Source organism: Xenorhabdus sp. KJ12.1 (assembly GCF_963876495.1).
Classification (GTDB): domain Bacteria; phylum Pseudomonadota; class Gammaproteobacteria; order Enterobacterales; family Enterobacteriaceae; genus Xenorhabdus; species Xenorhabdus stockiae.
Genome location: NZ_CAWNQH010000035.1, coordinates 1 through 25,240 on the forward strand (window position 1 = coordinate 1; position 25,240 = coordinate 25,240).

Sequence of the window (25,240 nt, forward strand, 5' to 3'; positions counted from 1 at the left end):
AACTGCTCAGTAATGTGAAAAAATTCTTGAAAAAATCTGCAAATAGACTCTTTCAGAGAAAGTAAATCGAGTGTCTCACTATTATGAAAAGTTATTTAGTACGTAGAGTGAGGTTAGTTCTTTCGATACGCTGAGTGAATTTCTTGCCTCTGAGGTGTTGTTCCACAGGAAGGCAATTGTAAACGGCATAATCATCTGTACAGTAAAATTTAATTTTGAACAGAGACTTTTTTCAGTGTTTTCTGACTGCAGCCACTAAATACATGCGCCACTATCCGCTTCTTCTTTGGCTGCCAGGCATACCAAAGCCAGCGCTGATTCTTCTTGTTACCGATAAATGACCATATATGGACGCCCCCGTTTATGTAAGCATTGAGTCGATACGATTTGCTGCCATATATCCGGCGTCATAATGAACTCACTTATTCGCGCCATGATGTCATCCGCACCCTGCTTCCTTATCACTACTCGGGCATATTATTGCCTTGGTCATTCTCAGGCTCTGATAGGGACGGTGGCCGTTTTTTCATCAATGTTTGCAAACTCAGTTAAAGCGTCTGTTTCAATTTATTCAATTAATTGATAGAAAAAGCTTTCTTCATATTGAATTCCACGTTATCTTTCAGAATAAGCCAGATAATTCGGGTCAACTTGTTGGCTAAGGCGACTATTATTTTCAAAACTCCACATCGAGTAATCAGTGCTCTCAGCCACTCGCCTAAGCGGTCATTCCGTTTTGGGGCACAGCGCATCACGGCACGGGTTCCGTGGATCATTAACGTTCGGAGATGACGGTTACCATTTTTGTTCAGGGAGGACAAAGCCTCAGTTTTTTTCTCCATAACATGAATATGTTTATTCAGCGTCCACAGGGCTGCCTACAAGGTATGAAGTAGATGCCGTAGGGCGAAAGACAAGACGTTGCTTTCATCTTCTAGAATATCAGGCTGATGTTGTCGCAGCTGCTGGATACCCACAGGAATAATCAGTCCCAATTCAGCCAGAAAAGCCCGTATCTGATTGGCAAGTGCAGTCCGTTGTTTCACCATAAGCTGTCGGGCGCTACACACTGCTTTGATATCTTGTTATTCCACGGTTTTGATCGGGACAAAGTGGATACCCGGACGACAAGCTGCCTCACAGATAGCGCGTGCATCATTGGCATCGTTCTTTTGAGGGTGGCTAAAGGCTTTGACATGCTGAGTGGGGATGAGCCTGACGGTATACCCCATTACCTGCAGTGTTCTACCCCAATGATGAGAAGTCACACACGCTTTTATGCAATAAGCGTTGTCGGAGGGAAAGCCCGTACTGCATCAAGAAATTTTTGCCGTGAAATCTTTCTGTTAAAGGCAACGGAACCTTCTGCCATCCAGACACAAATCTGAGAAACGTTTTTGGCAAGGTCAATGCCAACCACTTTTATCGTATTCATGATGTGTTCTCCCGAAACGCAGTGCACCGGATAACAGGATGACCTTGTTTGTAGCGGAAAAAGGGGGGCTATCACATGCTGTTCGTCGATTTCACAGATAATATGGATATCACTTCCCACCATAGGCTGTGTCGTTACCTGTCTTGGTTCAAGTTTTTTAACGTGCGAAGAACGGTGTTGATACCGACCTTCAGAATGCGAGCGGTGTCTCTGATACCACCGTTATTCTCTTCCATATCAACTAGTTGCTCTTTCACTCCGAGTTTACAGGCTTGATAGGTGTAATTCAGTTGAAAGATTTTACGGCAGGCATAACAGTGATATCGAGGATGCCTACTGCTTCCTTTGCCATGTCCTTTGACATCTTCTGTTTTGTGACAGTAATGACAAATTACATCAATTTTAGCCATATCTCACCATTAATAAAAAGTGAGAAGCTTATCACAACATCTAATTATTGGGAGCATGACCCGAAAAACGACAATTATAAACACCATAAACGGGTTAAATACGCGCCCTCAGAAATAAATATGGCAGAAAATTACAACTACATCCTCTATAACAATTTAATTAAATCATGCTAAACATCGTCCTATTCGAACCAGAAATTCCGCCTAATACAGGCAATATCATCCGTCTGTGTGCCAACACTGGCTGTCAGCTACATTTAATCCAGCCTTTAGGTTTCACATGGGATGACAAGCGCCTGCGCCGTGCAGGACTGGATTATCACGAGTTCGCCAATATCAAACAACATCACGATTACCAAGCATTTCTGGAAAGTGAAGGATTAAGCGCAGTAAATTCACAATCTCCTTCCGGAGCTCGCCTGTTTGCCTTAACAACAAAAGGTACTCCAACACACAGTAATGTGAGTTACCGTGATGGTGATTATCTGATGTTTGGGCCAGAAACTCGTGGTCTGCCACCTTATGTGCTGGATAACATGCCACCCGAACAGAAGATAAGAATTCCAATGCTACCGGATAGCCGCAGTATGAATCTTTCTAATACTGTGGCGGTGGTAGTGTTTGAAGCATGGCGGCAACTTGGCTACAAAGGTGCTTTATTGCGAGATTAAAACACAGCACTCAGCGCCTAACAATGCTGAGTGCTCTTAATCATTTGTTCTAAAAAGAGATAGAACCCTAAATCCCATCCCCGTTCTCAAAACCATTATTCATTCCATTAAAATGCTGGTCCATATCCAGAGATGGTTTCTCACTTTCCGGTTTACCAACAATCCTCGCTGGAACACCTGCCACTGTTGTATGTGGTGGAACAGGCCTTAACACTACTGAACCCGCACCAATTTTCGCGCCACGACCAATCTCGATATTGCCGAGTATCTTGGCTCCGGCACCAATCATCACGCCTTCACGCACTTTCGGGTGTCGATCTCCACATGCCTTCCCAGTCCCGCCAAGCGTCACCGATTGCAGGATAGAAACATCATTTTCAACAATCGCTGTTTCACCGATAACAATGCCTGTTGCGTGATCAAGCATGATGCCGCAGCCAATTCTTGCAGCCGGATGAATATCCACACCAAAAGAAACAGAAATCTGGTTTTGCATGTAAACAGCCAATGCTTTGCGGTCTTGCTTCCATAGCCAGTGTGCAATTCGATATCCCTGTAGAGCATGAAAACCTTTCAGGTAAAGCAGAGGAGTAGAGTATTTATCTACAGCGGGGTCACGCAACCTGACGGCTTTGATATCATAGGCTGCCGATTCGATCATCTCTGGCTCACTGCCATAAGCATCTTCAACTACCTCTCTGACCGCAATTGCAGGCATAATCGGTGTCGCTAGTTTATTTGCCAGCATATAGCTTAAAGCACTGCCAAGATTTTCATGTTTAAGTAATGTTGCGTGAAAAAAGCTGGCTAACATAGGCTCACAATCGGCTAGCTCTCTCGCTTCATGTTTTATATTTTCCCAAACTTCTCTTAGTTCTTCTCGAGACATATCAATCATTCTCATGTGATTGTTTTTATAATGGATATTTTGGGTAACTTAACCGTGGGAATCTTCTCCTTCATCCCTTGTCGCTCTTCCCAATAATGCCTGAGCTGCTTCGAGTACATTTTTGTGACGATATAGTATCTGGTAGATTTGCTCTGTAATGGGCATTTCCACATCAACTCGTCTGGCTAGTGCCCGAACTTCTTTGGTATTACGATAACCTTCAACAACCTGCCCTATTTCACTCTGTGCCGCATCAACGTTAACGCCTTGCCCCAGCATCATACCGAAACGGCGGTTACGAGATTGGTTATCCGTACAAGTCAGTACTAAGTCGCCCAACCCTGCCATACCCATAAATGTGGAAGGATCCGCTCCCAACGCAACACCAAGCCGGCTCATTTCAGCCAGACCACGAGTTATCAATGCAGTTCGGGCATTGGCGCCGAAACCCATACCATCGGAGATCCCGGCACCAATAGCAATCACGTTTTTGACTGCACCGCCAAGCTGTACTCCGATAAAATCAGGATTTTTGTATACTCGGAAGCTTTTACCACAGTGAAAAAGATGCTGGAGTTCTTCACCAAATTCAGACGTTGTCGCAGATACCGCAATTGCTGTCGGTAAACCTGCCGCCAGTTCTTTCGCAAATGTTGGACCGGACACCACCGCTAACGGAATTTCATTGCCTAATATCTCACGAGCCACATCCTGTAATAAACGCCCCGTTTCTGCTTCAAGGCCTTTAGTGGCCCAAACAATGCGGGAGTTTGGTTGTAGATGAGGCTTTATCTGCTGTAAAACATCGCCGAAGACATGGCTGGGAACCACGATCAGGATATTCCGGCTGGCTGAAATAGCATTCTTCAGTTCAGCTTCAAGCTGTAAACTATCAGGGAAAGAAACATCCGGCAAAAATGCCTGATTACAACGGGCTTGTTGTAAAGTGTGAACATGTTCGGGGTTATGACCCCAGAGCACAACATCATGCCCATTACGGGCCAGTGTAATGGCTAAAGCGGTGCCGTATGAACCGGCACCGATAACTGTCATAGAAGCAGTATTCATTAGGCTTCCTGTGTTGCCTCATCAGACTGGGCATCAGTCTGTTGCTGCAAATAATTCATGAACAGAGCATCAAAGTTAACTGGCGCCAGATTCAATTGTGGGAAAGTACCACGGCCTACCAGACTGGTGATGCATTCACGGGCATACGGGAACAGAATATTCGGGCAGTATGCACCTAAGCAGTGAGCCAATTGAGTTCCTTCGATGCCATCAACAGAGAAAATACCAGCCTGTTGAACTTCACACAAGAACGCAGTTTCTTCTCCCAATGTCGCCGTCACAGTGACACGCAGAACAACTTCATAAACTCCCTGAACCAATTCACTAGAAGCTGTATCCAGATCCAGCTTAACTTCTGGCTGCCATTCTTCTTGGAAGATTTGAGGCGCTTTAGGGGCTTCGAAAGAAATGTCTTTCGTGTATACGCGTTGGATCTGGAAAGCCATTTCTGTGTTGTTTTGTTCTGACATAATAATTTTTACCTTTTGTATGTCCTTATTAAACCTAGATTATGTAAGTACTAAGTATACTGCCTACATTTACATTCGTTACTTTTTGCCACGGGCTAATGGTAAGTTTTCACCTGTCCACCCGGCAATTCCCTCTTTCAGGGTATAAACTTGTTCAAATCCTGCTTTCACCAGATTCTCTGCCGGTGTTTTGGATTCCAGACCATTCGCAGAAACAACAATAACAGGCTGCTTTTTGTGTTTTTCCAACTCACCCAGATTGTTATCTTTAATCTCAGATGGAGTCAGATTAACAGAACCAATGATATGCCCTCTGCGGAAATCGTCACGGGAGCGTAAATCCACAACGATACCATCTTCTTTATTGATGAAATGGATGACCTGTGCGCGAGTGATATCTTTACTCTTGGAGAACACACTTTTTAGTGTCAGGACGATAACAGCCACTAACAGGGCAATCCAGACGAGGCTCAGGATCGTGTTCCGGCTAATAAATTGCATGATTTCTTGCAGCATGGAGGGCAACAACTCCCATTAGTTAATAACAAAAATCTTAAGGTAACAGAGTATACCTGTGTGTTGTGTCAATTACAGCCAGTTAGCATCAACCTAATGCAGTTTTTGCGGAGAGTTTCGAGAAAAAATAAAAAATCCCCATGAAATACTTGATTGCCATATTCCACCAAAATATTTCATGCCAAACTGGTCAGATAGAGGATTTTCGATAATAAATGAACTAAATTCACTAAAATTTAGATTATGATTCGGGAAGACAAAAAAATAGTCCACTCTCTGGTCAGAGGCAATTTCACATGAAATAATCGGACACAACAGACATATAATAGACAAGTACTATAAATAGTTAGTGTAGAGCGGGGAAAGGTACTGAATCAAATGGCTGATAATCAGGGTTTCAAAAGTGGTAACTTTCGGAAGAAGCAAAAACAGTGGCAACTTAGTAGCAGTGCTTTACTGTTCTGTGCCCTACTGTTTGCTTTTTTCTGTTCGGGAACCTTTGCCAATCAAATTTCAGAAAATAAAAACCAGCTCAAAGATATTCAGCAGGACATTGCTGAAAAAGAGAAAAGTGTCAAACAACAGCAAAAACAACGCACTGAACTCCTCAGCCAGCTCAAGGAGCAAGAGAGTACCATTTCAGAAGTCGGTCGTTCACTGCATAGCACGCAGCTTCACCTGAATAAACTGGGGAATGAAATCACCTCCCTGACAAAAAATATTCAGCGTCTGCAAATGCAACAAAAAGAACAGCGCAAACGGCTTGCCAGCCAGTTGGATGCAGCATTCCGACAAGGAAATCATCAAGGGTTAGAGTTACTGCTCAATGGCCCAGAAGCCCAGCGTAAAGAACGTATACTGGCTTATTACAGTTACCTGAATCAGGCACGCCAAGAGACTATTACTAAACTACAAGAAACAACAGATAAACTGAATCAGCAAAAAAAACTGCAACAGGGCAAACAAAATGAGCAACAAACGTTGCTAAACAGCCAAAAACAACAAAAACAAAAAATGGAAGTTGCCCGCACAGCCCGGCAGAACACGCTGACAACTCTCGAATCCGCATTGAAAAAAGATCAACAGAGTCTGGCTGAACTTCGGCAAAACGAAACTCGCCTACGTAATAAAATTGCAAAAGCAGAACGGGAAGCGAAGGCTCGCGCGGAACGGGAAGCGCGTGAAGCTGCACGTGTTCGTGCACAAGTTGCGGCTAAGCAAAAACAAGCCCAACAAAAAGGCTCCAGCTATAAACCAACAGAAGATGAACGTGCGTTGATGGCACGAACGGGTGGACTTGGCCGTCCTGCTGGGCAGGCGATCTGGCCTGTTCGTGGTCGGGTTATTCACAGTTTCGGGGAAACAATACAGGGCGAATTACGCTGGAAAGGTATTGTTATCTCGGCAGCGGAAGGGACGGAAGTCAAAGCAATTTCAGATGGGCGAGTATTACTGGCCGACTGGTTACAAGGCTATGGTCTGGTTGTCGTGGTTGAACATGGCAAGGGAGATATGAGTATTTACGGATATAACCAAAGTGCTCTGGTCAGCGTTGGTCAACAAGTCCGTGCCGGTCAGCCGATTGCTCTGGTAGGAAGTAGTGGTGGGCAACAACAGCCTTCACTGTACTTTGAAATTCGCCGTCAGGGACGTGCCGTTAATCCGTTACCGTGGTTAGGAAAATAATAGAGGGAAACCATCGTGCAGCATCTATTAATACAATGCCTACATTCATTCACTCTATTATTATCTGGAATGCTGCGCTTTCCGCATATTCGGTTCTGGAAAGTATTACCGCTTTTTGTACTTTCATTTACTCTGAATGCTCATGCTGCGCGTTTGGCTATTGTCATTGATGATTTTGGCTACCGCCTTCACAATGAGAACAAAATATTACAAATGCCATCTGCAATCTCAATCGCAGTATTGCCTGACTCGCCACATGGCAGGGAAATGGCACAAAAAGCCCACAAACAAGGGCGGGAAATTTTAATTCACCTGCCAATGTTACCTCTTAGCAAACAACCGTTGGAAAAAAATACCCTGCACCCTTCGATGAATAAAGAGGAAATTGAAGCCATTGTTCGCAACGCCATACAGAAAGTGCCCTATGCGACTGGTATGAATAACCATATGGGCAGCGCAATGACTTCGAATCTTAGTGGTATGAAAAAAGTCATGGGTGCTCTATCTCAATATCATCTCTATTTTCTGGATAGTGTAACCATTGGTAGCACTCAGGTTGCTAAGGCATCAATAGGAACGCCTATACAGGTACTCCGTCGGAATATCTTTTTGGATAATGTTCAGACAGAAGCAGAAACTCTGTATCAACTCAATCGTGCGATTGCTCTGGCTCGTAAACAAGGAGCCGCTATCGCAATTGGTCACCCGTACCCAACAACGATTCGTGCATTACAGCAAGGATTGGCAACATTACCAGATGATATTGAGCTGGTAGCTCCCAGCAAATTACTTAACCACGCTCAACCATATAAACAGACTGAACAAGAGTGTATTAATTCTCAGAAATCCAACACTAAATCCGGAATAACATCAGAATCCAGAGTGCAATATCTCAAAATGGTTGGAAAAACATTAGTTCCCAGTGCAGTCATTCATATCCTGCAACAGCACTTTGAAAAGCTACATAGTACTGACCAAATAAAGTCACAACAGGGAGACGCGATGAAGGATAAAACTACGCAAAAGAAGGCAGGAATAAAAGAGAAGACCACACAGAATAAAACAGGTGCTCATAAAGCAGTCAGCACCTGTTCTGGTTCTTAACAACTTATTTTACTAAGCTGTATATGAGATTCTCAGTTAATCCCAATGCAGAATAACTTTGCCAGATTGCCCTGAACGCATAATGTCAAAACCTTTCTGGTAATCGTCTATTGAGAACTGGTGAGTGATAATTGGAGTCAGATCCAGACCTGACTGAATCAATGCCGCCATTTTGTACCATGTTTCGAACATTTCCCGTCCGTAGATACCTTTAATAAACAGCCCCTTGAAAATAACCTGATTCCAGTCAATCGCCATATCAGAAGGCGGGATCCCCAATAAAGCGATACGCCCACCATGGTTCATGGCATTGAGCAAGGTACGGAAAGCTGGTGGTGCTCCTGACATTTCCAAGCCGATATCAAAGCCTTCCGTCATACCCAGTTCTGACATAACATCCGTCAGATTTTCCTTACTGACATTCACGGCGCGAGTGACACCCATTTTTCTTGCTAGTTCAAGGCGATACTCATTCACATCTGTGATAACAACATGACGTGCGCCAACATGTTTGCACACAGCCGCTGCCATGATGCCAATAGGCCCAGCACCGGATACCAGTACATCTTCTCCTACCAGATCAAAGGAAAGAGCAGTATGAACAGCGTTGCCAAAGGGATCAAAAATTGCAGCCAGTTCGTCAGAGATATTGTCGGGAATTTTGAAGGCATTGAATGCCGGAATAACCAGATATTCCGCAAATGAACCGGGACGGTTTACCCCGACTCCCGTTGTATTGCGGCACAAGTGAGTACGCCCGCCGCGACAATTACGGCAATAACCACAAGTAATATGGCCTTCTCCGGATACGCGGTCACCAATCTTGAAGCCTTTAACTTCCTGACCAATTGCGACCACCTTTCCCACATATTCGTGCCCGACGACCATTGGCACCGGAATAGTTTTCTGAGACCACTCATCCCAATTATAGATATGCACATCCGTCCCGCAGATCGCGGTTTTACGAATTTTAATCATCACATCATTGTGGCCCAATTCCGGTGTGGGCACTTCCGTCATCCAAATCCCTTCTTCTGGCTTTAATTTTGACAACGCTTTCATAGTGATACCTTATGCAATAATATTCAATTGCTTACCGATACGAGTAAATGCATCCACTACATGTTCAATTTGTTCTTTGGTATGGGCGGCTGAGATCTGAGTACGAATGCGCGCTTGGCCTTTCGGCACGACCGGGTAGAAGAAGCCAATCACATAGATACCTTCTTTCAACAGCTCGGCGGCAAATTCCTGCGCCAGTTTTGCATCCCCTAACATGACAGGAATGATCGCATGATCAGCTCCAGCCAGTGTAAAACCAGCTGCTGTCATTTTTTCACGGAACAAGTTGGCGTTTCTCCAGAGGCGCTCGCGTAGTTCGTCTCCATCTTTCAGCATATCCAGCACTTTGATAGATGCGGCAACAATGGAAGGAGCAAGAGAATTGGAGAACAAATATGGGCGAGAACGCTGGCGCAACCACTCCACAACCTCTTTACGGGCGGCGGTATAACCACCGGATGCGCCACCCAAGGCTTTACCGAGTGTACCGGTGATGATGTCAACACGCCCCATGACGTCACAGTATTCATGAGTACCGCGACCGTGTTTGCCAACAAACCCGACTGCGTGAGAATCATCAACCATGACCAGTGCACCGAATTCATCCGCCAAATCACAGATAGATTTCAGATCGGCAATCACACCATCCATTGAGAACACACCGTCAGTTGCAATCAGGATATTCTGCGCACCTTCCGCTTTTGCTTTCTCCAGCTGTGCCCTGAGTTCCTGCATATTATTATTGGCATAACGATAACGTTTTGCTTTACACAAACGGATACCATCAATGATGGAAGCATGGTTCAGTGCATCAGAGATAATCGCATCTTCTGGCCCGAATAACGTTTCGAACAAACCGCCGTTTGCATCAAAACATGAAGAGTACAGAATGGCATCTTCAAAGCCTAAAAATTCAGCGATTTTATTTTCTAATTCTTTGTGGGAATCCTGCGTACCACAAATGAAACGGACAGATGCCATGCCAAAACCATGGCTATCCATTCCTGCTTTTGCAGCCGCTATCAGGTCAGGGTGATTCGCCAACCCTAAGTAGTTATTGGCACAGAAATTAATGACACTGTTACCATCGGCAACGGCAATATCTGCATCTTGTGCAGAGGTAATAATACGTTCATTTTTGAACAACCCTTCCGCGCGGGTTTGTTCCAACTGCTCATTAATTTTCTGATAAAACGAAGCTGACATCTTTCTCTCCTGCTTACCTGAATAAATGAAGTAATAATGCACAATGTATTCTACTTATAGATATCGCCAGTGACGACAGAGAGGAAAGAGATAATATCAAGTTTGTAAAGCGGATCACGGCCTGAAAACTGAGATGTTACAGGATTTCAGGATATTCCCCTATATCAGCAGCTGTCGTCAGTAGGGTTAAGTGATATGATACGCACCAAAGTAAAGCGAACTGACTATTTAGAGGTGGGCCAAATGATTATTGTCACTGGCGGCGCAGGGTTTATTGGCAGCAATATTGTCAAGGCACTGAATGACGAAGGCTACAGAGATATTCTGGTTGTTGATAATCTGAAAGATGGCACAAAATTCGCCAATCTGGTTGATCTGGATATCGCAGATTATATGGATAAAGAAGATTTCATTGCCAGCATCGTTGCAGGTGATGATCTCGGCGATATTGATGCTATTTTCCATGAAGGTGCCTGTTCTTCCACAACAGAGTGGGATGGCAAATATATGATGGACAATAATTATCAGTACTCTAAAGATGTACTGCATTACTGTCTTGAGCGACAGATCCCATTTCTGTATGCCTCTTCTGCCGCCACTTATGGTGGTCGTAGTGACAATTTTATTGAAGAGCGCCAGTACGAAAAACCTCTTAATGTGTATGGTTACTCAAAATTCCTGTTTGATCAGTATGTCCGTGATATTCTGCCACATGCAGATTCTCAAATTTGTGGTTTCCGTTATTTCAATGTTTACGGGCCGCGCGAAGGGCATAAAGGCAGCATGGCCAGTGTCGCCTTCCATTTAAATACCCAGATTAATCAAGGCCAGAATCCGAAATTATTTGCAGGCAGCGAGCATTTCCGCCGGGATTTTATTTATGTGGGTGATGTTGCGGCGGTGAATCTGTGGTTCTGGAAGAACAGCGTTTCTGGCATTTTTAACTGCGGAACTGGACGTGCCGAATCTTTCCAAGCTGTTGCTGACGCTGTTACCGGGTTCCATAAAGAAAAGTCTCCAGCCGTGGAATACATTGAATTTCCGGAAAAATTAAAAGGCCGTTATCAGAGCTTCACTCAAGCTGATCTGACAAAACTTCGGGCTGCGGGTTATGACGAGTCATTCAAAACCGTTCCTGAAGGTGTTACCGAATATATGCAATGGCTTAATCAGGATAATTAATCGACCTTTATGAAGATATTGGTGATCGGCCCATCATGGGTGGGTGATATGATGATGTCACAAAGCCTCTACCGTACCTTGAAGGCTTTGTACCCAAATGCAGAAATTGATGTGATGGCACCGGAATGGTGTCGTCCATTACTGGCAAAAATGCCGGAGGTTAATCAAGCTCTGGCAATGCCTCTGGGGCACGGAGCACTTGCCCTCGGTGAGCGCCGCCGTCTTGGGGTAGCACTGCGTGAACGTAAATATGATCACGCATACATCCTCCCTAATTCGTTTAAATCTGCTTTGGTGCCTTTCTTCGCCAATATCCCTTTGCGTACAGGCTGGCGTGGTGAAATGCGCTATGGTTTGCTGAATGATATCCGCACTCTGGATAAAAGTGCTTTTCCGCTTATGGTTCAGCGCTATGTGGCGCTTGCATATGACGGGAAAACGGTACGCAGTGCTGAAGATCTTTCTCATCCTCTGTTATGGCCTCAATTGGCTGTCAGTGAGCAAGATGTTGCAGAATCAACCGCCGCGTTTAATATCGACGATCATCGCCCCGTTATCGGTTTTTGTCCCGGTGCAGAATTTGGCCCGGCGAAACGCTGGCCGCATTATCATTACGCCACACTTGCCGAACAGCTGATCACCCAAAAGGGCTATCAGATACTGCTATTTGGCTCCGCTAAAGACAATGAAGCCGGTGAAGATATCCGCGCACTTTTGAGTGAAGACGCCCGCAAACAGTGCCTAAACCTTGCAGGCAAGACTTCCCTTGAACAAGCGGTGAATATTATCGCAGCCTGTGATGCTATTGTTACCAATGACTCTGGCTTAATGCATGTCGCGGCAGCCCTGAACCGTCCGCTGGTGGCACTATATGGTCCAAGCAGCCCTGATTTCACTCCTCCGCTGTCAGATAAAGCGGAAGTGATCCGCCTGATTACCGGCTACCATAAAATCAGAAAAGGTGACAGTGATGGTGGCTATCATCAGAGTCTTATTGATATTCAGCCAGAGCGGGTTTTGGCCTCATTGGAAAAACTCTTACAGGCGGAGAATCTGCGTTAATGCGTGTTTTACTGGTAAAAACCTCTTCAATGGGTGATGTGTTACATACCTTGCCCGCATTAACCGATGCCAAAAAACACATACCGAATATTAAATTTGATTGGGTCGTTGAAGAAGGCTTTGCTCAAATTCCCACATGGCACAATGCAGTTGAAACTGTTATTCCGGTCGCTATTCGTCGTTGGAGAAAAAACTGGTTCAGGAAAGATATCCGTGAAGAACGGGCACGTTTCAGAGAGCAGTTACAGCAACAACAATATGATGCAATTATTGATGCCCAGGGCCTGTTAAAAAGTGCTTTTTTCGTGACGCGATTGGCGCAAGGCACAAAACATGGCTATGATAGAAAAAACATTCGTGAACCACTTGCCAGTTTTTTCTACGATCAGCGTCACTCAGTGAGCAAGCAACAACATGCTGTAGAGCGCATACGTAAATTGTTTGCAGATAGTCTGGGTTATCAAAAACCGGCAGATTCTGGTGATTACGCTATTGCCCGCCATTTTCTGAATCAGCAAACGGAAAGTAAAAGCAGTTATCTTGTATTCCTGCACGCGACGACTCGTGATGAAAAACATTGGCCGGAAGAGCACTGGCGGCAGCTTATTGCAGAAATTCAGCCTACTGGTCTGAAAATCAAACTTCCTTGGGGAGCAGAGCATGAACACCAGCGAGCATTACGTCTGGCAGAAGGTTTTTCCCATGTTGAAGTATTGCCAAAACTAACATTAGCAGAAGTTGCACGAGTTATTGCCGGCGCGAAAGTTGTTGTTTCTGTTGATACCGGATTGAGTCATCTTACCGCAGCACTTGATCGTCCGAATATTACACTGTTCGGACCAACAGACCCGGGTTTGATTGGCGGCTATGGGAAAGAACAGCATTCTCTGAAGTCAAAAGATAATACGATGAAGAGTATTAAACCATCAGAGATTATGCTGTTCTTGCAGAATGTGCTAAAAAAGGATCTTTCCTAACGGGAATGTCTCACACCAACGGTTTTTATACTCAAGAGTAGGGTTACCCAGTGAGTAACGCATCGTTTTGTCTACTGCCTGACATAATGCTTTTGCTTCCTGGATATTAACCCACATCAAAATGCTTCCAACGCTGAGATGTGCATACTCAGGATCGTATCCTCCATTAATGGCATCAAAGGAGATCCATTTCGGGCTATCCGCACGTAATACAAAATCATACGCACATGGCGTTCCATTAATGAGTAATACATACCCAAAAATATGCTCCCTGAGTTCCGTATATATTTCAAGCAAACGCTGACGCTCTTCTGAAGAATGATGATAATTCCAGCGTTTTTGATACAGATCGATGTAAATATCAACCAATTTTTCCGCACTGAATTCAGTTGAAGAACAAATCTCTCCACCTGCACGGGTAAATCTGTTTATCTCATTTTTACGATTGCGGCGAGTTTTGTAAGAAAAATTATCTTTAATCAAGCAGATTTGACGCTTGCTAAAAGGCGCTTTATAGCTGGCGTTACGGGCATTATTCTTATGTAGAGGAGAAAGCCTCTTTGATTTTATCGGTAAGAATAATTTTTTATCTGCTTCGATAGGAAATATAACTTCATCTATCGGTAACGGATACTCACCGTGTATTTTTTCTACTAATTTTGTTTTTTTAGCAGAAAAATAAGCTCCATGAATGGAATTTTGTTTTTCTTTAATATAGAAAGAGAGGTGATTATCTGAAATATGCTTATTCAAAAAAGAGACAATATTAGGATGTGTTAAGACACAACCACCGAAAAGAGAATGAGCTTCTTTGTATTGCTCAAAATTGCATTTTTTCCATCCTGAAATAATTGTACTTATTTTTCTCATATGAAATCCGTAAATAGCAAAATCGTATAATTATTTTTAAAATAATTCACTATATGATTTATATTAAATCACCATCATTACGCCTAAATAGCTTTTCAAAATGATAGGAGTACTCCTTACCCCGCGTGACACGCGGGGTAAGGAACACCGCATGCTGATACTCTCACTATTATGAAAAGGTATATAGTATACAATAAATAAAAAGCATTCTAAACAAACTTATAACACCATATAAATAGTGATAGTTTTATATATAACAATATATATATCTTGTGCAAAAGTAGTGCAGTTAATAAAACCACACCTAAAATATCAAAAAAAATAACTATAATATTTATTATGTTAACGATTAAAAATCCCTAACGCTAACTTTATTTTCATAATATATTCTTCATCATAAATATCATTTATTGTATTTTTTATCTCATTGTATTCTGGAAGTTCTTTTTTAGAAATAATACTCTGTAGTATATAAGACAATGCTTTAATATCTCCTAACGGATATAGTTCTCCATTTTTATACTGTTTAATAATATCTGTTGTCCCTGTCTGACAATCAGAACTAACACAATAAACACCATAAGAAATAGCTTCTCCTAATACCATAGGAAACCCTTCATTTGTTGATGTTAAGAGTAATGATGATACTTCAACAATATTTTTTTGTACAAATTCCCAAGGATCTTTAATCCATCCATGCCAAAATATATTATCAGAAATCTTTATATCATTAGCTAATTTTTTTAAATAATTTACATCAGAATCATTTCCAGTACCAATTATATGTAACTCCCAACTCCCCACAACCATGGATAATGCATTAAACATTTCTTGTAAATTTTTACCTTCTTTTGCAAGAACTCTTCCTATAAAGATAAATTTAGCCACACCATTAGGTCTTGATATTATTGTTTTTTTTCTTTCAAATGGATTAAATACAGTGTGTATTTTTTCTTTTTTAACACCATGTTCAATAAAATATTGTGTATTCCCATTACTAATAGATAAATGATTTTCTGCTTTTAGAGAAAACTTGGCTTTATATGCAGTAAATAGCGACAAATGTATCCATGAGAATGTTTTTATATCTTTAAAAGATAACTTTTTAGCCAGATTAGAAATATAACAACTAATACTATCAATTGATATTATTATATCTGGATTTTTATTTTTAATTATTTTAGATAGCTTATATGAAAATATAAACCTACGTAAAGGTGTATTTTTTTGATGACAGACTAATGTAGTGTATTTTATGTTTCCAAGCCAATCATGGCTATTTTTTGTATTATCCTGTTTTAAAAAAACAAATGTTGTGTATGAAATACCACTCAATAAATGGTAAAATTTTTTACATACTGTTTCTGTACCCCCTAACCCACTAAGTTCAAAACCAACAATCATTATTTTTTTTGTAGACATAGAAAACCTTAATATATTAATTCCTTATAAAAAATAAGGAAATATTATAGTATAATACTAAAAACATATAATTACATATTTAAAAAGTAGTTAATTGAATATATTGCTACTCAAAAAAATAAATCACTAACGTTTGCATTTTAAATTATAAAATTCTGTCAATGACATTCCATCAACCAACGGTTTCAAAAACTCAAATAATCCTTCCAAATCTTGATAAAGTAACTCTATTTGCTCAGCATCTTTAAATGTTGGACTTCCTCCAGGCATAAATTCTGATGAGTGCAACATAAATTCAACATAATCACTACCAGATGCCAATGTTTGCTGGACAACAGTTTTCATCTGTTCCAGATTACCGCCTTTTGGGCGCAACCAATTAACCGATGGAGAACGTTGTTTCCCTCTGAGAGCATCGTATTTTTGCTTAATAAAAGTCATAAACGGAGAGTGTTTATACTGGATACTCATTGGTACTTGCAATAAAGAAGAACCCCCTTCTTTAGAAATATCTTGCAAATCCATAAAATAAGCATGAGACGGAAAATGGCTATAATCTGTTCCTCCATTTCCATTAGGATCACCTTTAGTAAAACGCCAGTTAACTTTAGGTGTAACAGAGCAATCTACCTGATAACCATATTCAACCAGTAATTGCGCATAATATTCGTTAAATGCCCAGCGTCCCGCACGATGACTCACCATTTTAGTCTGAAGTTTTTCTTCGAGCAGATTTGTCATCAATTCTATTTTCGCCTTGATCTGATCTTTCGGATACTCGATCAGATACGGCTTATAATGCATATCATCATCAGTCAGGGGTATAATCGGAGGATTGTTCCAGGCATGCAGATGCATACCGATCTCTCCTGCATTTCTGGCAATGACATCTTTAGCAAATTCGATATAGCTATCATCCATTGCCATTTCGTAATTAGTTAACCAAACAGGTTTAAACTCAAAACGCTCACAAAGATTCTGAAACCTAGGTAAGTATCGTGTATTTTTAGTATAAATCTGGTCATTATTCACCCAAAGGTTATCACCTTCAGTATCAATTGTGATAATAAATGCTGGCTTACTCATGAGAAATGCACCTTATTATAGTTTATTTATATCTACCATAGGTAATATTTCAACCTCTATTTTTTAGTGGTTATTTTTATTCTCCAATGAAGATAAAAAAACGTCAATCTTTTCTAAAATGCTCTCTGTGGGAATTTCACTAATTTTACTATTAGCTTTTTCCTGAACTAATTGAATAGCATTCTTATTTCCCGGCCCCCAGACATAATTATTGATAAATTCACCATGCTTATCATTACCATATAATGCAATGATATCTTTTTCATATGCAGCGGCAACATGTACAATTGAAGTATCTGGTGAAATGACCAAGTCGGAATACCTTATTATTTCCACAGCACTAATAAAATCAACAAACGGATTTAAAAAGCAATTATTTAAATACGAAATATCCTTTATTCTCTCAGGGTTACCAATCAATATAATATTTATTGAACCATATGAATTCTCAAGATGAGATATAATCCTAATTAATTGCTCTTTAGACAAATCTCTCTTTTCATCTGCAGAAAATGGATTAATGACAACCGTTGTTTCCCCGGGTAATTGAGAATAAAACTCATGTACTTTAGTCTTAAGGCTATCAGGAATATGAATATCATATTTCATATTAAAATCCTTAATATTAATATTATACATTAAGGATTTATACCTCTCTGTAATATGCAAATCATATCCTAAATAAGTTATATTTTTATTATACAAATTTATCTTGTCTTTATTAAATCCAATCACATTATTAGAGTTAATTAATCTTATAAATAAGAGATAGATGACAGGTATTTGCTCACCCATATCGATAATAAGATCATATTTTTCTTTCCTCATATCCAATCCTAATTTAATTATATCTATATATTTATCAGGATAGAAATATACTTTATCAACATACGGATTATTTTCTATAACACAGTAATTAGAATGACCTGACAATACATGCAGTTCATATCCATTCTGAGATAAAGATTTTAAGATAGGTGTAGACACTATCATATCACCTATTTTATTATCGTCTCTTAAAAAGAGAATTTTTTTAATACCAGCAAGGGAAAAATCTTTTTTTTTCCGCTTATCTATAATTTTTTTAGCTAAATTAAATCTTATTTTTTTGAAAAAATAGTTTTTCCTTCTATTTATTTCACGAAATTTTTTAAATCTTTTTTCAACCATTAGCTCATCTCAAAGAATAAAATAAAAACTTCATTTTTTTATCAATGATAAATACTCATTAACCACAACTTTCTGGTCAAACTTTTTATACATCATTTCCGTAATTATAGGTGGATTCTGGTACACCAAACGCATTTTATCTGCCAGTGAGTCTGAAGTAAGCTCAGATTTATATTTTTCTAACTCTCCAACCATTATTTCACTAACTCCACCCGGACAATTTGTACTAACAATCGGAGTACTGCAGATCAAAGCCTCAATCAGAACATTTCCTAATCCTTCGCTGTCCGAACTAAGTACAACTGCTTTAGCTTCACGTATTACAGGTAAAGGATTGGCTAAAAACCCAATTAACTTCACTCTGGACTGTAAACGGAGATCGGTGATTTTTTGTTTGATTTCATTTGTCATTTTCTCATCACCATTACCTGCAATTAATAATTTACAGGGAAGAGCCGCTTTAGCAAACGCCTCCAGCAAACGATCATGACGTTTTACATGGTGAAAACGCCCAAGATGGAGAAGATAATCCTGACCAGAATAGGGATTATCTTCTAATGAATCCAACTTAATTTCAGCAATGTTGAATGGATTATAAATCGTGACCATCCTTCGTGCCGTAACAGAGAGATTTTCTTTCAAATCAGAACCAACCGCATCAGAGACACAAATCAGGTTACGATCCTGATAGACACGCTGAATTTTACGTTTCTTAAACCAGCGGGCTAAACCTGTTTTATTTTCGAGGTAAGACTTAGAAAATACTCCATGAATACAAAACCATACATTTAGACCACACAATATTTTGGATCTGGCTACTATGCGATCGGTTTTGTGCAAATTCGATATCACCAGCTCAGGGATTCCTTTTTGAAGAAAGTTTTTTTTCAAAACTCTATCCAAAGATTTAGCTCTGCGAAAAATCTCAGTCTGTCTTCTAAAAGGACCTGTATATTCGTCAGCATTAATAATTAAATCAACATGATCAGGAATAGGATATTCACATTTATCCGATAACGATAACAAGGTGATGGTAAAGCCTTTCTGTTGTAATCCGCGGCACAAACGCACAACAACATTTTCAGCACCACCGCCTGGTAACCCATCAATAATAAACAGGATATGCCTGTTCATAGGGAAAGTACCTTACTGTACAGTGCAGTAAGCTGCTGAGACAGATAAGCAGGAGTATAAGCCATTATCTTTTCTTTTGCTGACATAGAAATCTTACTGGTCAAATGATATGAAGGTACTAAAAAAATTGCTTCTGACAACGCCTTAATATCCAGAGCATCACAGACAAAGCCATTCACTCCAGGCTCCACGAACTCAGCTCCACCGCAGGTTTTACTGGTTATAACTGGCAAACCACATGCCATTGCTTCTAAAATAACATTCGGGAAAGGATCATATAATGTTGGTAATAATAAACCATCTGCCATCTGGTAAAAAGGTAATGTCTTTTTTTGGACTCCCAAAAACCGCACTCGTTCATGACAACCAAGTGAATTTGCTAACTGTTTGTATTTATTATATGCTTTATCCTGCCCAATTACGATTAAATAAGCATCAGTCATGCTGATCGCTTCAATTGCTGCTCTCAGACCTTTTCTTTCAAAACCCGAGCCAACATATACGAAGCACTTAACCTGAGCCGGAATAGAATATTGTTGCCGAAGTACGATTCTCTCATCTTCTCTCGCTGGAAAAAACTGTGTTTGATCGATAGCATTATAAATCACAGAAATGTTCTCTGCTGAAAGGCCAAAATCTTCCATAATTTCCTGTTTGACCATTTCAGAATTACAAATGACTTTCTTCAACTCTGGTGACGAGTACATCCTTTCCTCAGCATCCATGACATAACGATGATAACGGCTGGCAAAAAGCAATTTACTTTTCCAGCTCGGCAGAATCCTTGCTCTTTGTTGCAACCAACGCTGATGTACACCATCACCAGCCCGGTAAATATCACAACCAGCTATTCGCTCATGACTCTGTACAATATCAAAATGTTCTTTATGCCAAATAGCCCTGGCTGCGTCCGCAAAACCCTTTTCACGACTGATACGTCCCCATTTAAAAGGGTTAGCTAAATGCACATGCCAGTTTGGATTCATATCTCCTTGCCAGGATCGGGTGATAACATTTAACTCCAGGTTTTCATTATCCAATGCATCTAATGCTCTGGAAATAAAACGTTCAGCGCCACCATCAGGGCGATATTTCTGCCGGACAATAGCCAGACGCACAGATTTCATGATAAATATCTCCGGGCCGTTTCAATCACCACATCTGTTGGGATAGCGCTTAAATATCGGGTATCAGTTTTAGTGTCAATATCATCAGGATCCGGTAATTTACCGTAATTTCCCGCCCAGATCACATCCCCATTGACTTGCCATGGTCGCCAAAAGACTAGCTTAGATGGGCCGAATAACGCAATACAAGGTGTTTTCAATGCAGCCGCCATATGCATAGGGACAGAATCGACACCAATAAATAGTTCCGCATGATCAATCAAGGCTCCCAACTGAGGCAAAGTTATCTGCCCAGCTAAAGAAATAACATTTTCCTGAGAACAGGCTGATAAAATTCGCCCAACCATATCTTTTTCTTGGATATCCCTTCCTGACGTAACAACAACTGTATGGCCATCAGCCTGTAATGTATTTATAGTTTGGCTGATCTTATCTTCATCCCAGCATTTGAAAAACCAGCGCGATGTAGGGTGAATCACGATGTATTTCTGATGAATTTTACTAGTATGAAGAAGGTTAAATACTTTTTCTTTATCTTCATCACAATAGCTCATCGTAACGTCAAAATTAGTAATTGAAAGATTAAGGGGCTTTAGTGCTGATAAATTTTGCTCAACAACATGTAAGGACTCTTCTCCTTCTGTAGACACTAGATCTGTAAAGCATACTTTCCATAGCAGATTTTGCCGTTTAGGGAAATCAAAGCCTATCCGCCGTGCAGACCCTGTCAATAAAGAAACCAATGCACTACTCCATTGATCAGCTAAATTAATAACGAGATCATATTTTCGATTTTTCAATGCCTTTAGCAAACGCCAGTAATGGGAGAGCAGAAACTTTATGCCTTCCTTTTTCCACAATCTGTCTATGGTAAAGATATTGGATACTCGGCTAAAATTTCTCAACATAGGTTCCGTCTCTTTGTAGAGCAAAACGTCTATTTCGGCATCAGGAAAATTCTCTTTCAGAGTATTAATAACAGGGGTGATGAGCAATGTATCACCATGATGCCTAAGTTTAATGAGCAGAATCTTTTGGTATTGAGTAGTTGTTTTTCCCATTACATTTCCAATAGCTATCAGGTAGCAGATATATTTATTAAATTCTCAGAATAACAGGCTCTGACTTTATGCCTGTACATCTAAAAAGCTGAAACTTACAACAAACTGTTCCCCTTATCTTTTTAGGGGAATACGAACAACATATCCGCATTTTGCACACTTTCTTCAATCCAATGTGATACTATAGCCGCAGTCTATTTCAGTGAATTTGATAGAATGTTGCTTCGCTTATATCAGGTACTTCTCTACCTTATCCAACCTATTATCTGGTTGCGCCTGTTACTGCGCAGCCGTAAATCTCCGGCTTACCGTAAGCGCTGGAGTGAGCGCTATGGTTTCTGTGCCCAAAAGGTGAAACCGGGAGGAATCTTACTCCATTCGGTTTCAGTCGGAGAAACATTAGCTGCTATTCCTCTCGTCAGGATATTACGGCACCATTATCCTTTTCTGCCCATCACTGTAACAACTATGACGCCAACCGGTTCGGAAAGGGTACTTTCTGCACTGGGGGCTGATGTTAACCACGTTTATTTACCGTATGATTTGCCCGGTTCTATGGGACGCTTCCTTGATAATATTAATCCCAAGCTGGTGATTATTATGGAAACTGAACTATGGCCTAATCTCATTACCCAACTGCATCAGCGAGGAATACCACTGGTTATTGCTAATGCCAGACTTTCAGCACGTTCCGCTACCGGATATCAGAAAATAAACAGTTTTATCAAAACTATTCTAAATAAAATAACACTCATCGCAGCACAAAATCAGGAAGATGGTGAGCGTTTTATTGAATTAGGACTAAAACGAACCCAACTGGCAGTCACAGGCAGTCTGAAATTCGATATTTCTGTTACACCAGAACTGGCAGCCAAAGCCGTTACGCTTCGTCGCCAATGGGCTGCACACCGTCCCGTATGGATAGCCACCAGTACTCATGAAGGTGAAGAAACGATTATACTGGATGCGCATCGAAATTTATTAAAACAGCATCCTGATTTACTGTTAATTTTAGTTCCCCGCCATCCTGAACGTTTTGCTAAGGCCGAAGAACTAACACAAAAAGCGGGACTAAAGTCAGTACTGAGAAGTTCCGGCGCTATACCTGATGCAAATATTCAGGTTGTTATCGGAGATACGATGGGCGAGCTGATGCTCTTATACGGTATCGCTGATTTAGCTTTTGTCGGTGGTAGCTTAATCGAGCGTGGTGGTCATAACCCTCTGGAAGCAGCCGCTCATGCGATCCCCGTCATAATGGGTCCACATACATTCAATTTTAAGGATATCTGCGCCAAGCTGAATAAAGCTGATGGTCTTATCACGGTGACAGATAGCCAGTCTTTAAGCAGTGCTGTTAATAGCCTGCTGACAGATGAAGACTACCGCCTTTATTACGGTCGTCACGCCGCCGAAGTACTACATGAAAATCAGGGCGCATTGCAACGTTTGTTTAAATTACTGGAACCCTACCTCCCACCACGGAGCCATTAATGAGTGCGAGAAAACGCCTGTCCGTTGTGATGATTGCCAAAAATGCCGCTGATTTGATTGGTGATTGCCTGTTATCTGTGAATTGGGCGGATGAAATTATCGTTCTGGACTCTGGCAGTACCGATGCTACCTGCCAGATAGCTACAGAAATGGGTGCGAAGGTATACACCAATACACAATGGCCGGGCTTTGGCCTCCAACGGCAACTTGCGCAATCCTATGCCAGCGGTGATTACATCTTCATGATTGATACTGATGAACGGGTTACTCCGGAATTAAGAGCTTCAATTGAACAGGTTTTGGCAGCACCTGACGATAATAAAGTCTATGCCTGTGCTCGCCTGAACTTATTCATGAGCCGGTTCATGAAGCACAGTGGCTGGTATCCTGATAAAGTCACCCGTCTTTATTGCCGTGAACGTTATCAATATAACGATAATCAGGTTCATGAATCACTTGATACTCAAGGTGCCCGTGTCGTGACATTAAAAGGTGACTTACGCCATTTAACTTGTCGCAATCTGATGGAATTCCAGCAGAAACAACTGAATTACGCGAAAGACTGGGCCAAACAACGCCACGAACAAGGTAAAACCACCCGGTATTCTTCTATTATCGGCCATACTCTGGGCGCATTTTTTAAAACATGGCTGCTAAGAGCAGGTTTCCTTGATGGCAAGCAGGGGTTAATATTAGCTGTTGTCAATGCTCAATATACATTCAATAAATATGCAGCACTCTGGGAACTCACCCAAGCAGAGAATCAAAGGCAATGAAAAAAAAAGCGATTTATCCCGGTACTTTTGATCCTATAACTTACGGTCATCTCGATATTGTGACCCGTGCAGCCAATATGTTTGACCATGTTTTGCTGGCGATCGCCAACAGTGACAGAAAAAACCCTATGTTCACTCTCGAAGAACGCGTCTCGCTGGCAACAGAAGTGACTTCTCATTTAGATAATGTTGAAGTCGTTGGATTCAGCGAATTGATGGCCAATTTTGCGAAAAAACAGCAGGCGACAATTTTAATTCGTGGTGTTCGTTCAATTTCTGATTTTGAATATGAATGGCAGCTTGCCAATATGAATCGGCATTTTATGTCCGAGCTGGAAAGCGTCTTCTTATTACCTTCTCAAAATTTATCCTTTGTCTCATCATCCTTGATTAAAGATGTTGCCCGTCATGATGGCGATGTTTCATCATTCTTGCCAGAACCGGTTACACAAGCCATGTTGAAGAAGTTAGCAAATTAATCTTCCCGGGGGCACCTGAGCCCCCAAGTACAGATCCAAGTAAAATCAATGCTGGCATTGCCGACAAAAAAATGTGCTTCTTTGCCCCAATTTTATGCTGTCAATTTTTTCACCACACATTGGGCAAGACTCGCCTTTCTTACCGTAAACAAATAACTCTTGCGCAAAATATCCTGGTTTTCCATCCGATTGCAGAAAATCTTTCAGCGTTGTTCCTCCCTGCTCAATAGAACGGCGCAAGATCTGCTTTATTGTATCAGCCAGCAGGTGTGCTTCTTCCTGAGTCAATGAGTGCGCAGGGCGTTCAGGTAAAATATGAGCAACATACAGAGCTTCATTGGCATAAATATTACCCACACCAACAACCACTTTGTTATCCATTATCCAGGGCTTAATTGCCGTTCTCTTGTTGCGGGAAAGGGTATAAAGATACTCACCATCAAACAAATCAGACAGAGGTTCAGGGCCTAAATGAGCCAATACAGAGCACTCTTCCAGACTCTGACTCCATAGCCAGGCACCGAATCGCCGTGGGTCGGTATAACGAAGAATTTTGCCATCGGCCATCACTAAATCGATATGATCATGTTTTGCCGGAGGAGAGTCATGCAGCAAAATACGCAAACTGCCGGACATACCCAGATGAACAATAATCCATCCATCAGATAATTCTATCAGCAGATACTTTGCCCGGCGCTGCACGCTGATGACACGCTTATCCGATAACTTCATAATCTGCTCAGAAACAGGCCAACGCAAACGTGAGTTTCGTACTTCAACATAATGAATCACATTTCCGGCTAAATGTGGCTCAATTCCCCTGCGACTGGTTTCAACCTCTGGTAGCTCCGGCATATTTACTCCTTGGATAAACGTTCTACAG

Annotated in this window: 23 protein-coding genes and 3 pseudogenes; 9 read left to right on the forward strand and 17 right to left on the reverse strand. The window is 41.3% G+C overall.

Features of this window, described 5'->3' with window-relative positions; translation table 11 throughout:
- Positions 1–94 precede the first annotated feature (94 nt).
- The 3 pseudogenes from AACS92_RS21825 to AACS92_RS03675 all read right to left on the reverse strand — a co-directional run.
- Positions 95–344 (reverse strand): annotated as a pseudogene (locus AACS92_RS21825) (IS1 family transposase); the annotation flags it as partial.
- Between the two features lie 231 nt (positions 345–575).
- Positions 576–1,435: pseudogene (locus AACS92_RS03670) on the reverse strand (IS110 family transposase).
- Between the two features lie 78 nt (positions 1,436–1,513).
- Positions 1,514–1,845: pseudogene (locus AACS92_RS03675) on the reverse strand (IS1-like element transposase); the annotation flags it as partial.
- Positions 1,846–2,012: 167 nt separating this feature from the next.
- Between AACS92_RS03675 and trmL the strand changes: the two are divergent.
- Positions 2,013–2,516, forward strand: coding sequence for a tRNA (uridine(34)/cytosine(34)/5-carboxymethylaminomethyluridine(34)-2'-O)-methyltransferase TrmL (trmL, locus tag AACS92_RS03680; protein ID WP_099110000.1), 504 nt, complete (start codon positions 2,013–2,015; stop codon positions 2,514–2,516).
- A gap of 67 nt (positions 2,517–2,583) precedes the next feature.
- Here trmL and cysE read toward each other — a convergent pair whose 3' ends face one another.
- The 4 genes from cysE to AACS92_RS03700 form a co-directional block, all read right to left on the reverse strand.
- Positions 2,584–3,405, reverse strand: coding sequence for a serine O-acetyltransferase (cysE, locus tag AACS92_RS03685; RefSeq protein WP_099110001.1), 822 nt, complete (start codon positions 3,403–3,405; stop codon positions 2,584–2,586).
- A 48-nt stretch (positions 3,406–3,453) separates the two neighbouring features.
- Positions 3,454–4,473, reverse strand: a complete 1,020-nt coding sequence (gpsA, locus tag AACS92_RS03690) for an NAD(P)H-dependent glycerol-3-phosphate dehydrogenase (RefSeq protein ID WP_099110002.1) — start codon at positions 4,471–4,473, stop codon at positions 3,454–3,456.
- A complete protein-coding gene (gene secB / locus AACS92_RS03695; protein WP_099110003.1) occupies positions 4,473–4,943 on the reverse strand; it encodes a protein-export chaperone SecB in 471 nt (156 codons plus the stop codon). Before secB ends, gpsA begins: the two co-directional genes overlap by 1 nt.
- Before the next feature lie 78 nt (positions 4,944–5,021).
- On the reverse strand, positions 5,022–5,459 hold the full coding sequence (locus AACS92_RS03700; RefSeq protein WP_099110004.1) for a rhodanese-like domain-containing protein: 438 nt from the start codon (positions 5,457–5,459) through the stop codon (positions 5,022–5,024).
- Positions 5,460–5,837: 378 nt separating this feature from the next.
- Here AACS92_RS03700 and envC point away from each other — a divergent pair, with 378 nt between their 5' ends.
- A complete protein-coding gene (gene envC, locus AACS92_RS03705) occupies positions 5,838–7,145 on the forward strand; it encodes a murein hydrolase activator EnvC (protein ID WP_099110005.1) in 1,308 nt (435 codons plus the stop codon).
- A 69-nt stretch (positions 7,146–7,214) separates the two neighbouring features.
- Entirely contained in the window at positions 7,215–8,249 is a 1,035-nt protein-coding gene (locus tag AACS92_RS03710; RefSeq protein ID WP_099110096.1) for a divergent polysaccharide deacetylase family protein, read from the forward strand.
- 36 nt (positions 8,250–8,285) lie between these two features.
- On the opposite strand, the gene tdh is transcribed toward AACS92_RS03710, so the two are convergent.
- Entirely contained in the window at positions 8,286–9,311 is a 1,026-nt protein-coding gene (gene tdh, locus AACS92_RS03715; protein ID WP_099110006.1) for an L-threonine 3-dehydrogenase, read from the reverse strand.
- 9 nt (positions 9,312–9,320) lie between these two features.
- A complete protein-coding gene (kbl, locus tag AACS92_RS03720) occupies positions 9,321–10,517 on the reverse strand; it encodes a glycine C-acetyltransferase (protein ID WP_099110007.1) in 1,197 nt (398 codons plus the stop codon).
- A 243-nt stretch (positions 10,518–10,760) separates the two neighbouring features.
- Between kbl and rfaD the strand changes: the two genes are divergently transcribed.
- From rfaD to rfaC, 3 genes are read left to right on the forward strand one after another with little or no spacing between them, the layout of a single operon-like run.
- The gene (rfaD, locus tag AACS92_RS03725; protein WP_099110008.1) at positions 10,761–11,699 is read left to right on the forward strand and encodes an ADP-glyceromanno-heptose 6-epimerase; all 939 of its coding nucleotides are present in this window, start codon (positions 10,761–10,763) and stop codon (positions 11,697–11,699) included.
- 9 nt (positions 11,700–11,708) lie between these two features.
- Positions 11,709–12,761: an ADP-heptose--LPS heptosyltransferase RfaF gene (gene rfaF / locus AACS92_RS03730; protein WP_099110009.1), complete on the forward strand. Its 1,053-nt coding sequence runs from the start codon at positions 11,709–11,711 to the stop codon at positions 12,759–12,761.
- The gene (rfaC, locus tag AACS92_RS03735) at positions 12,761–13,738 is read left to right on the forward strand and encodes a lipopolysaccharide heptosyltransferase RfaC (RefSeq protein WP_099110010.1); all 978 of its coding nucleotides are present in this window, start codon (positions 12,761–12,763) and stop codon (positions 13,736–13,738) included. Before rfaF ends, rfaC begins: the two co-directional genes overlap by 1 nt.
- Here the strand turns inward: rfaC and AACS92_RS03740 are convergent.
- From AACS92_RS03740 to rfaQ, 7 genes are all read right to left on the reverse strand, one after another.
- The gene (locus tag AACS92_RS03740; protein WP_099110011.1) at positions 13,718–14,608 is read right to left on the reverse strand and encodes a GNAT family N-acetyltransferase; all 891 of its coding nucleotides are present in this window, start codon (positions 14,606–14,608) and stop codon (positions 13,718–13,720) included. The genes rfaC and AACS92_RS03740 overlap by 21 nt on opposite strands.
- A gap of 342 nt (positions 14,609–14,950) precedes the next feature.
- A complete protein-coding gene (locus tag AACS92_RS03745; protein WP_099110012.1) occupies positions 14,951–16,030 on the reverse strand; it encodes a glycosyltransferase in 1,080 nt (359 codons plus the stop codon).
- Positions 16,031–16,156: 126 nt separating this feature from the next.
- Positions 16,157–17,116 (reverse strand): polysaccharide deacetylase family protein, encoded by a 960-nt coding sequence (locus AACS92_RS03750; RefSeq protein ID WP_099110013.1) that lies wholly within the window; start codon positions 17,114–17,116, stop codon positions 16,157–16,159.
- A 63-nt stretch (positions 17,117–17,179) separates the two neighbouring features.
- A complete protein-coding gene (locus AACS92_RS03755) occupies positions 17,180–18,286 on the reverse strand; it encodes a glycosyltransferase family 9 protein (protein WP_193756927.1) in 1,107 nt (368 codons plus the stop codon).
- A gap of 30 nt (positions 18,287–18,316) precedes the next feature.
- Positions 18,317–19,420: a glycosyltransferase gene (locus AACS92_RS03760; protein WP_099110014.1), complete on the reverse strand. Its 1,104-nt coding sequence runs from the start codon at positions 19,418–19,420 to the stop codon at positions 18,317–18,319.
- Complete coding sequence (locus AACS92_RS03765) at positions 19,417–20,547, reverse strand: glycosyltransferase family 4 protein (protein WP_099110015.1); 1,131 nt, start codon at positions 20,545–20,547, stop codon at positions 19,417–19,419. Before AACS92_RS03765 ends, AACS92_RS03760 begins: the two co-directional genes overlap by 4 nt.
- On the reverse strand, positions 20,544–21,608 hold the full coding sequence (gene rfaQ / locus AACS92_RS03770; RefSeq protein WP_099110016.1) for a putative lipopolysaccharide heptosyltransferase III: 1,065 nt from the start codon (positions 21,606–21,608) through the stop codon (positions 20,544–20,546). Before rfaQ ends, AACS92_RS03765 begins: the two co-directional genes overlap by 4 nt.
- A gap of 216 nt (positions 21,609–21,824) precedes the next feature.
- On the opposite strand from rfaQ, the gene waaA reads away from it, so the two are divergent.
- Genes waaA through coaD form a run of 3 tightly spaced genes read left to right on the forward strand, consistent with a single transcriptional unit; the run spans position 21,825 to position 24,357 of the window.
- On the forward strand, positions 21,825–23,102 hold the full coding sequence (waaA, locus tag AACS92_RS03775) for a lipid IV(A) 3-deoxy-D-manno-octulosonic acid transferase (protein WP_099110017.1): 1,278 nt from the start codon (positions 21,825–21,827) through the stop codon (positions 23,100–23,102).
- On the forward strand, positions 23,102–23,878 hold the full coding sequence (locus tag AACS92_RS03780; protein ID WP_099110018.1) for a glycosyltransferase family 2 protein: 777 nt from the start codon (positions 23,102–23,104) through the stop codon (positions 23,876–23,878). The genes waaA and AACS92_RS03780 overlap by 1 nt, the downstream gene beginning before the upstream one ends.
- Complete coding sequence (gene coaD, locus AACS92_RS03785; RefSeq protein WP_099110019.1) at positions 23,875–24,357, forward strand: pantetheine-phosphate adenylyltransferase; 483 nt, start codon at positions 23,875–23,877, stop codon at positions 24,355–24,357. Before AACS92_RS03780 ends, coaD begins: the two co-directional genes overlap by 4 nt.
- 45 nt (positions 24,358–24,402) lie before the next feature.
- Here the strand turns inward: coaD and mutM are convergent, their stop codons facing one another.
- Entirely contained in the window at positions 24,403–25,212 is an 810-nt protein-coding gene (gene mutM, locus AACS92_RS03790) for a bifunctional DNA-formamidopyrimidine glycosylase/DNA-(apurinic or apyrimidinic site) lyase (protein WP_099110020.1), read from the reverse strand.
- Between the last annotated feature and the right edge of the window lie 28 nt (positions 25,213–25,240).

Bases quoted from the DNA above. Each gene is read 5' to 3' on its own strand.
- trmL (WP_099110000.1), top strand. From the start codon at position 2,013: ATGCTAAACATCGTCCTATTCGAACCAGAAATTCCGCCTAATACAGGC.
- cysE (WP_099110001.1), bottom strand. From the start codon at position 3,405: ATGTCTCGAGAAGAACTAAGAGAAGTTTGGGAAAATATAAAACATGAA.
- gpsA (WP_099110002.1), bottom strand. From the start codon at position 4,473: ATGAATACTGCTTCTATGACAGTTATCGGTGCCGGTTCATACGGCACC.
- secB (WP_099110003.1), bottom strand. From the start codon at position 4,943: ATGTCAGAACAAAACAACACAGAAATGGCTTTCCAGATCCAACGCGTA.
- AACS92_RS03700 (WP_099110004.1), bottom strand. From the start codon at position 5,459: ATGCTGCAAGAAATCATGCAATTTATTAGCCGGAACACGATCCTGAGC.
- envC (WP_099110005.1), top strand. From the start codon at position 5,838: ATGGCTGATAATCAGGGTTTCAAAAGTGGTAACTTTCGGAAGAAGCAA.
- AACS92_RS03710 (WP_099110096.1), top strand. From the start codon at position 7,215: ATGCTGCGCTTTCCGCATATTCGGTTCTGGAAAGTATTACCGCTTTTT.
- tdh (WP_099110006.1), bottom strand. From the start codon at position 9,311: ATGAAAGCGTTGTCAAAATTAAAGCCAGAAGAAGGGATTTGGATGACG.
- kbl (WP_099110007.1), bottom strand. From the start codon at position 10,517: ATGTCAGCTTCGTTTTATCAGAAAATTAATGAGCAGTTGGAACAAACC.
- rfaD (WP_099110008.1), top strand. From the start codon at position 10,761: ATGATTATTGTCACTGGCGGCGCAGGGTTTATTGGCAGCAATATTGTC.
- rfaF (WP_099110009.1), top strand. From the start codon at position 11,709: ATGAAGATATTGGTGATCGGCCCATCATGGGTGGGTGATATGATGATG.
- rfaC (WP_099110010.1), top strand. From the start codon at position 12,761: ATGCGTGTTTTACTGGTAAAAACCTCTTCAATGGGTGATGTGTTACAT.
- AACS92_RS03740 (WP_099110011.1), bottom strand. From the start codon at position 14,608: ATGAGAAAAATAAGTACAATTATTTCAGGATGGAAAAAATGCAATTTT.
- AACS92_RS03745 (WP_099110012.1), bottom strand. From the start codon at position 16,030: ATGTCTACAAAAAAAATAATGATTGTTGGTTTTGAACTTAGTGGGTTA.
- AACS92_RS03750 (WP_099110013.1), bottom strand. From the start codon at position 17,116: ATGAGTAAGCCAGCATTTATTATCACAATTGATACTGAAGGTGATAAC.
- AACS92_RS03755 (WP_193756927.1), bottom strand. From the start codon at position 18,286: ATGGTTGAAAAAAGATTTAAAAAATTTCGTGAAATAAATAGAAGGAAA.
- AACS92_RS03760 (WP_099110014.1), bottom strand. From the start codon at position 19,420: ATGAACAGGCATATCCTGTTTATTATTGATGGGTTACCAGGCGGTGGT.
- AACS92_RS03765 (WP_099110015.1), bottom strand. From the start codon at position 20,547: ATGAAATCTGTGCGTCTGGCTATTGTCCGGCAGAAATATCGCCCTGAT.
- rfaQ (WP_099110016.1), bottom strand. From the start codon at position 21,608: ATGGGAAAAACAACTACTCAATACCAAAAGATTCTGCTCATTAAACTT.
- waaA (WP_099110017.1), top strand. From the start codon at position 21,825: ATGTTGCTTCGCTTATATCAGGTACTTCTCTACCTTATCCAACCTATT.
- AACS92_RS03780 (WP_099110018.1), top strand. From the start codon at position 23,102: ATGAGTGCGAGAAAACGCCTGTCCGTTGTGATGATTGCCAAAAATGCC.
- coaD (WP_099110019.1), top strand. From the start codon at position 23,875: ATGAAAAAAAAAGCGATTTATCCCGGTACTTTTGATCCTATAACTTAC.
- mutM (WP_099110020.1), bottom strand. From the start codon at position 25,212: ATGCCGGAGCTACCAGAGGTTGAAACCAGTCGCAGGGGAATTGAGCCA.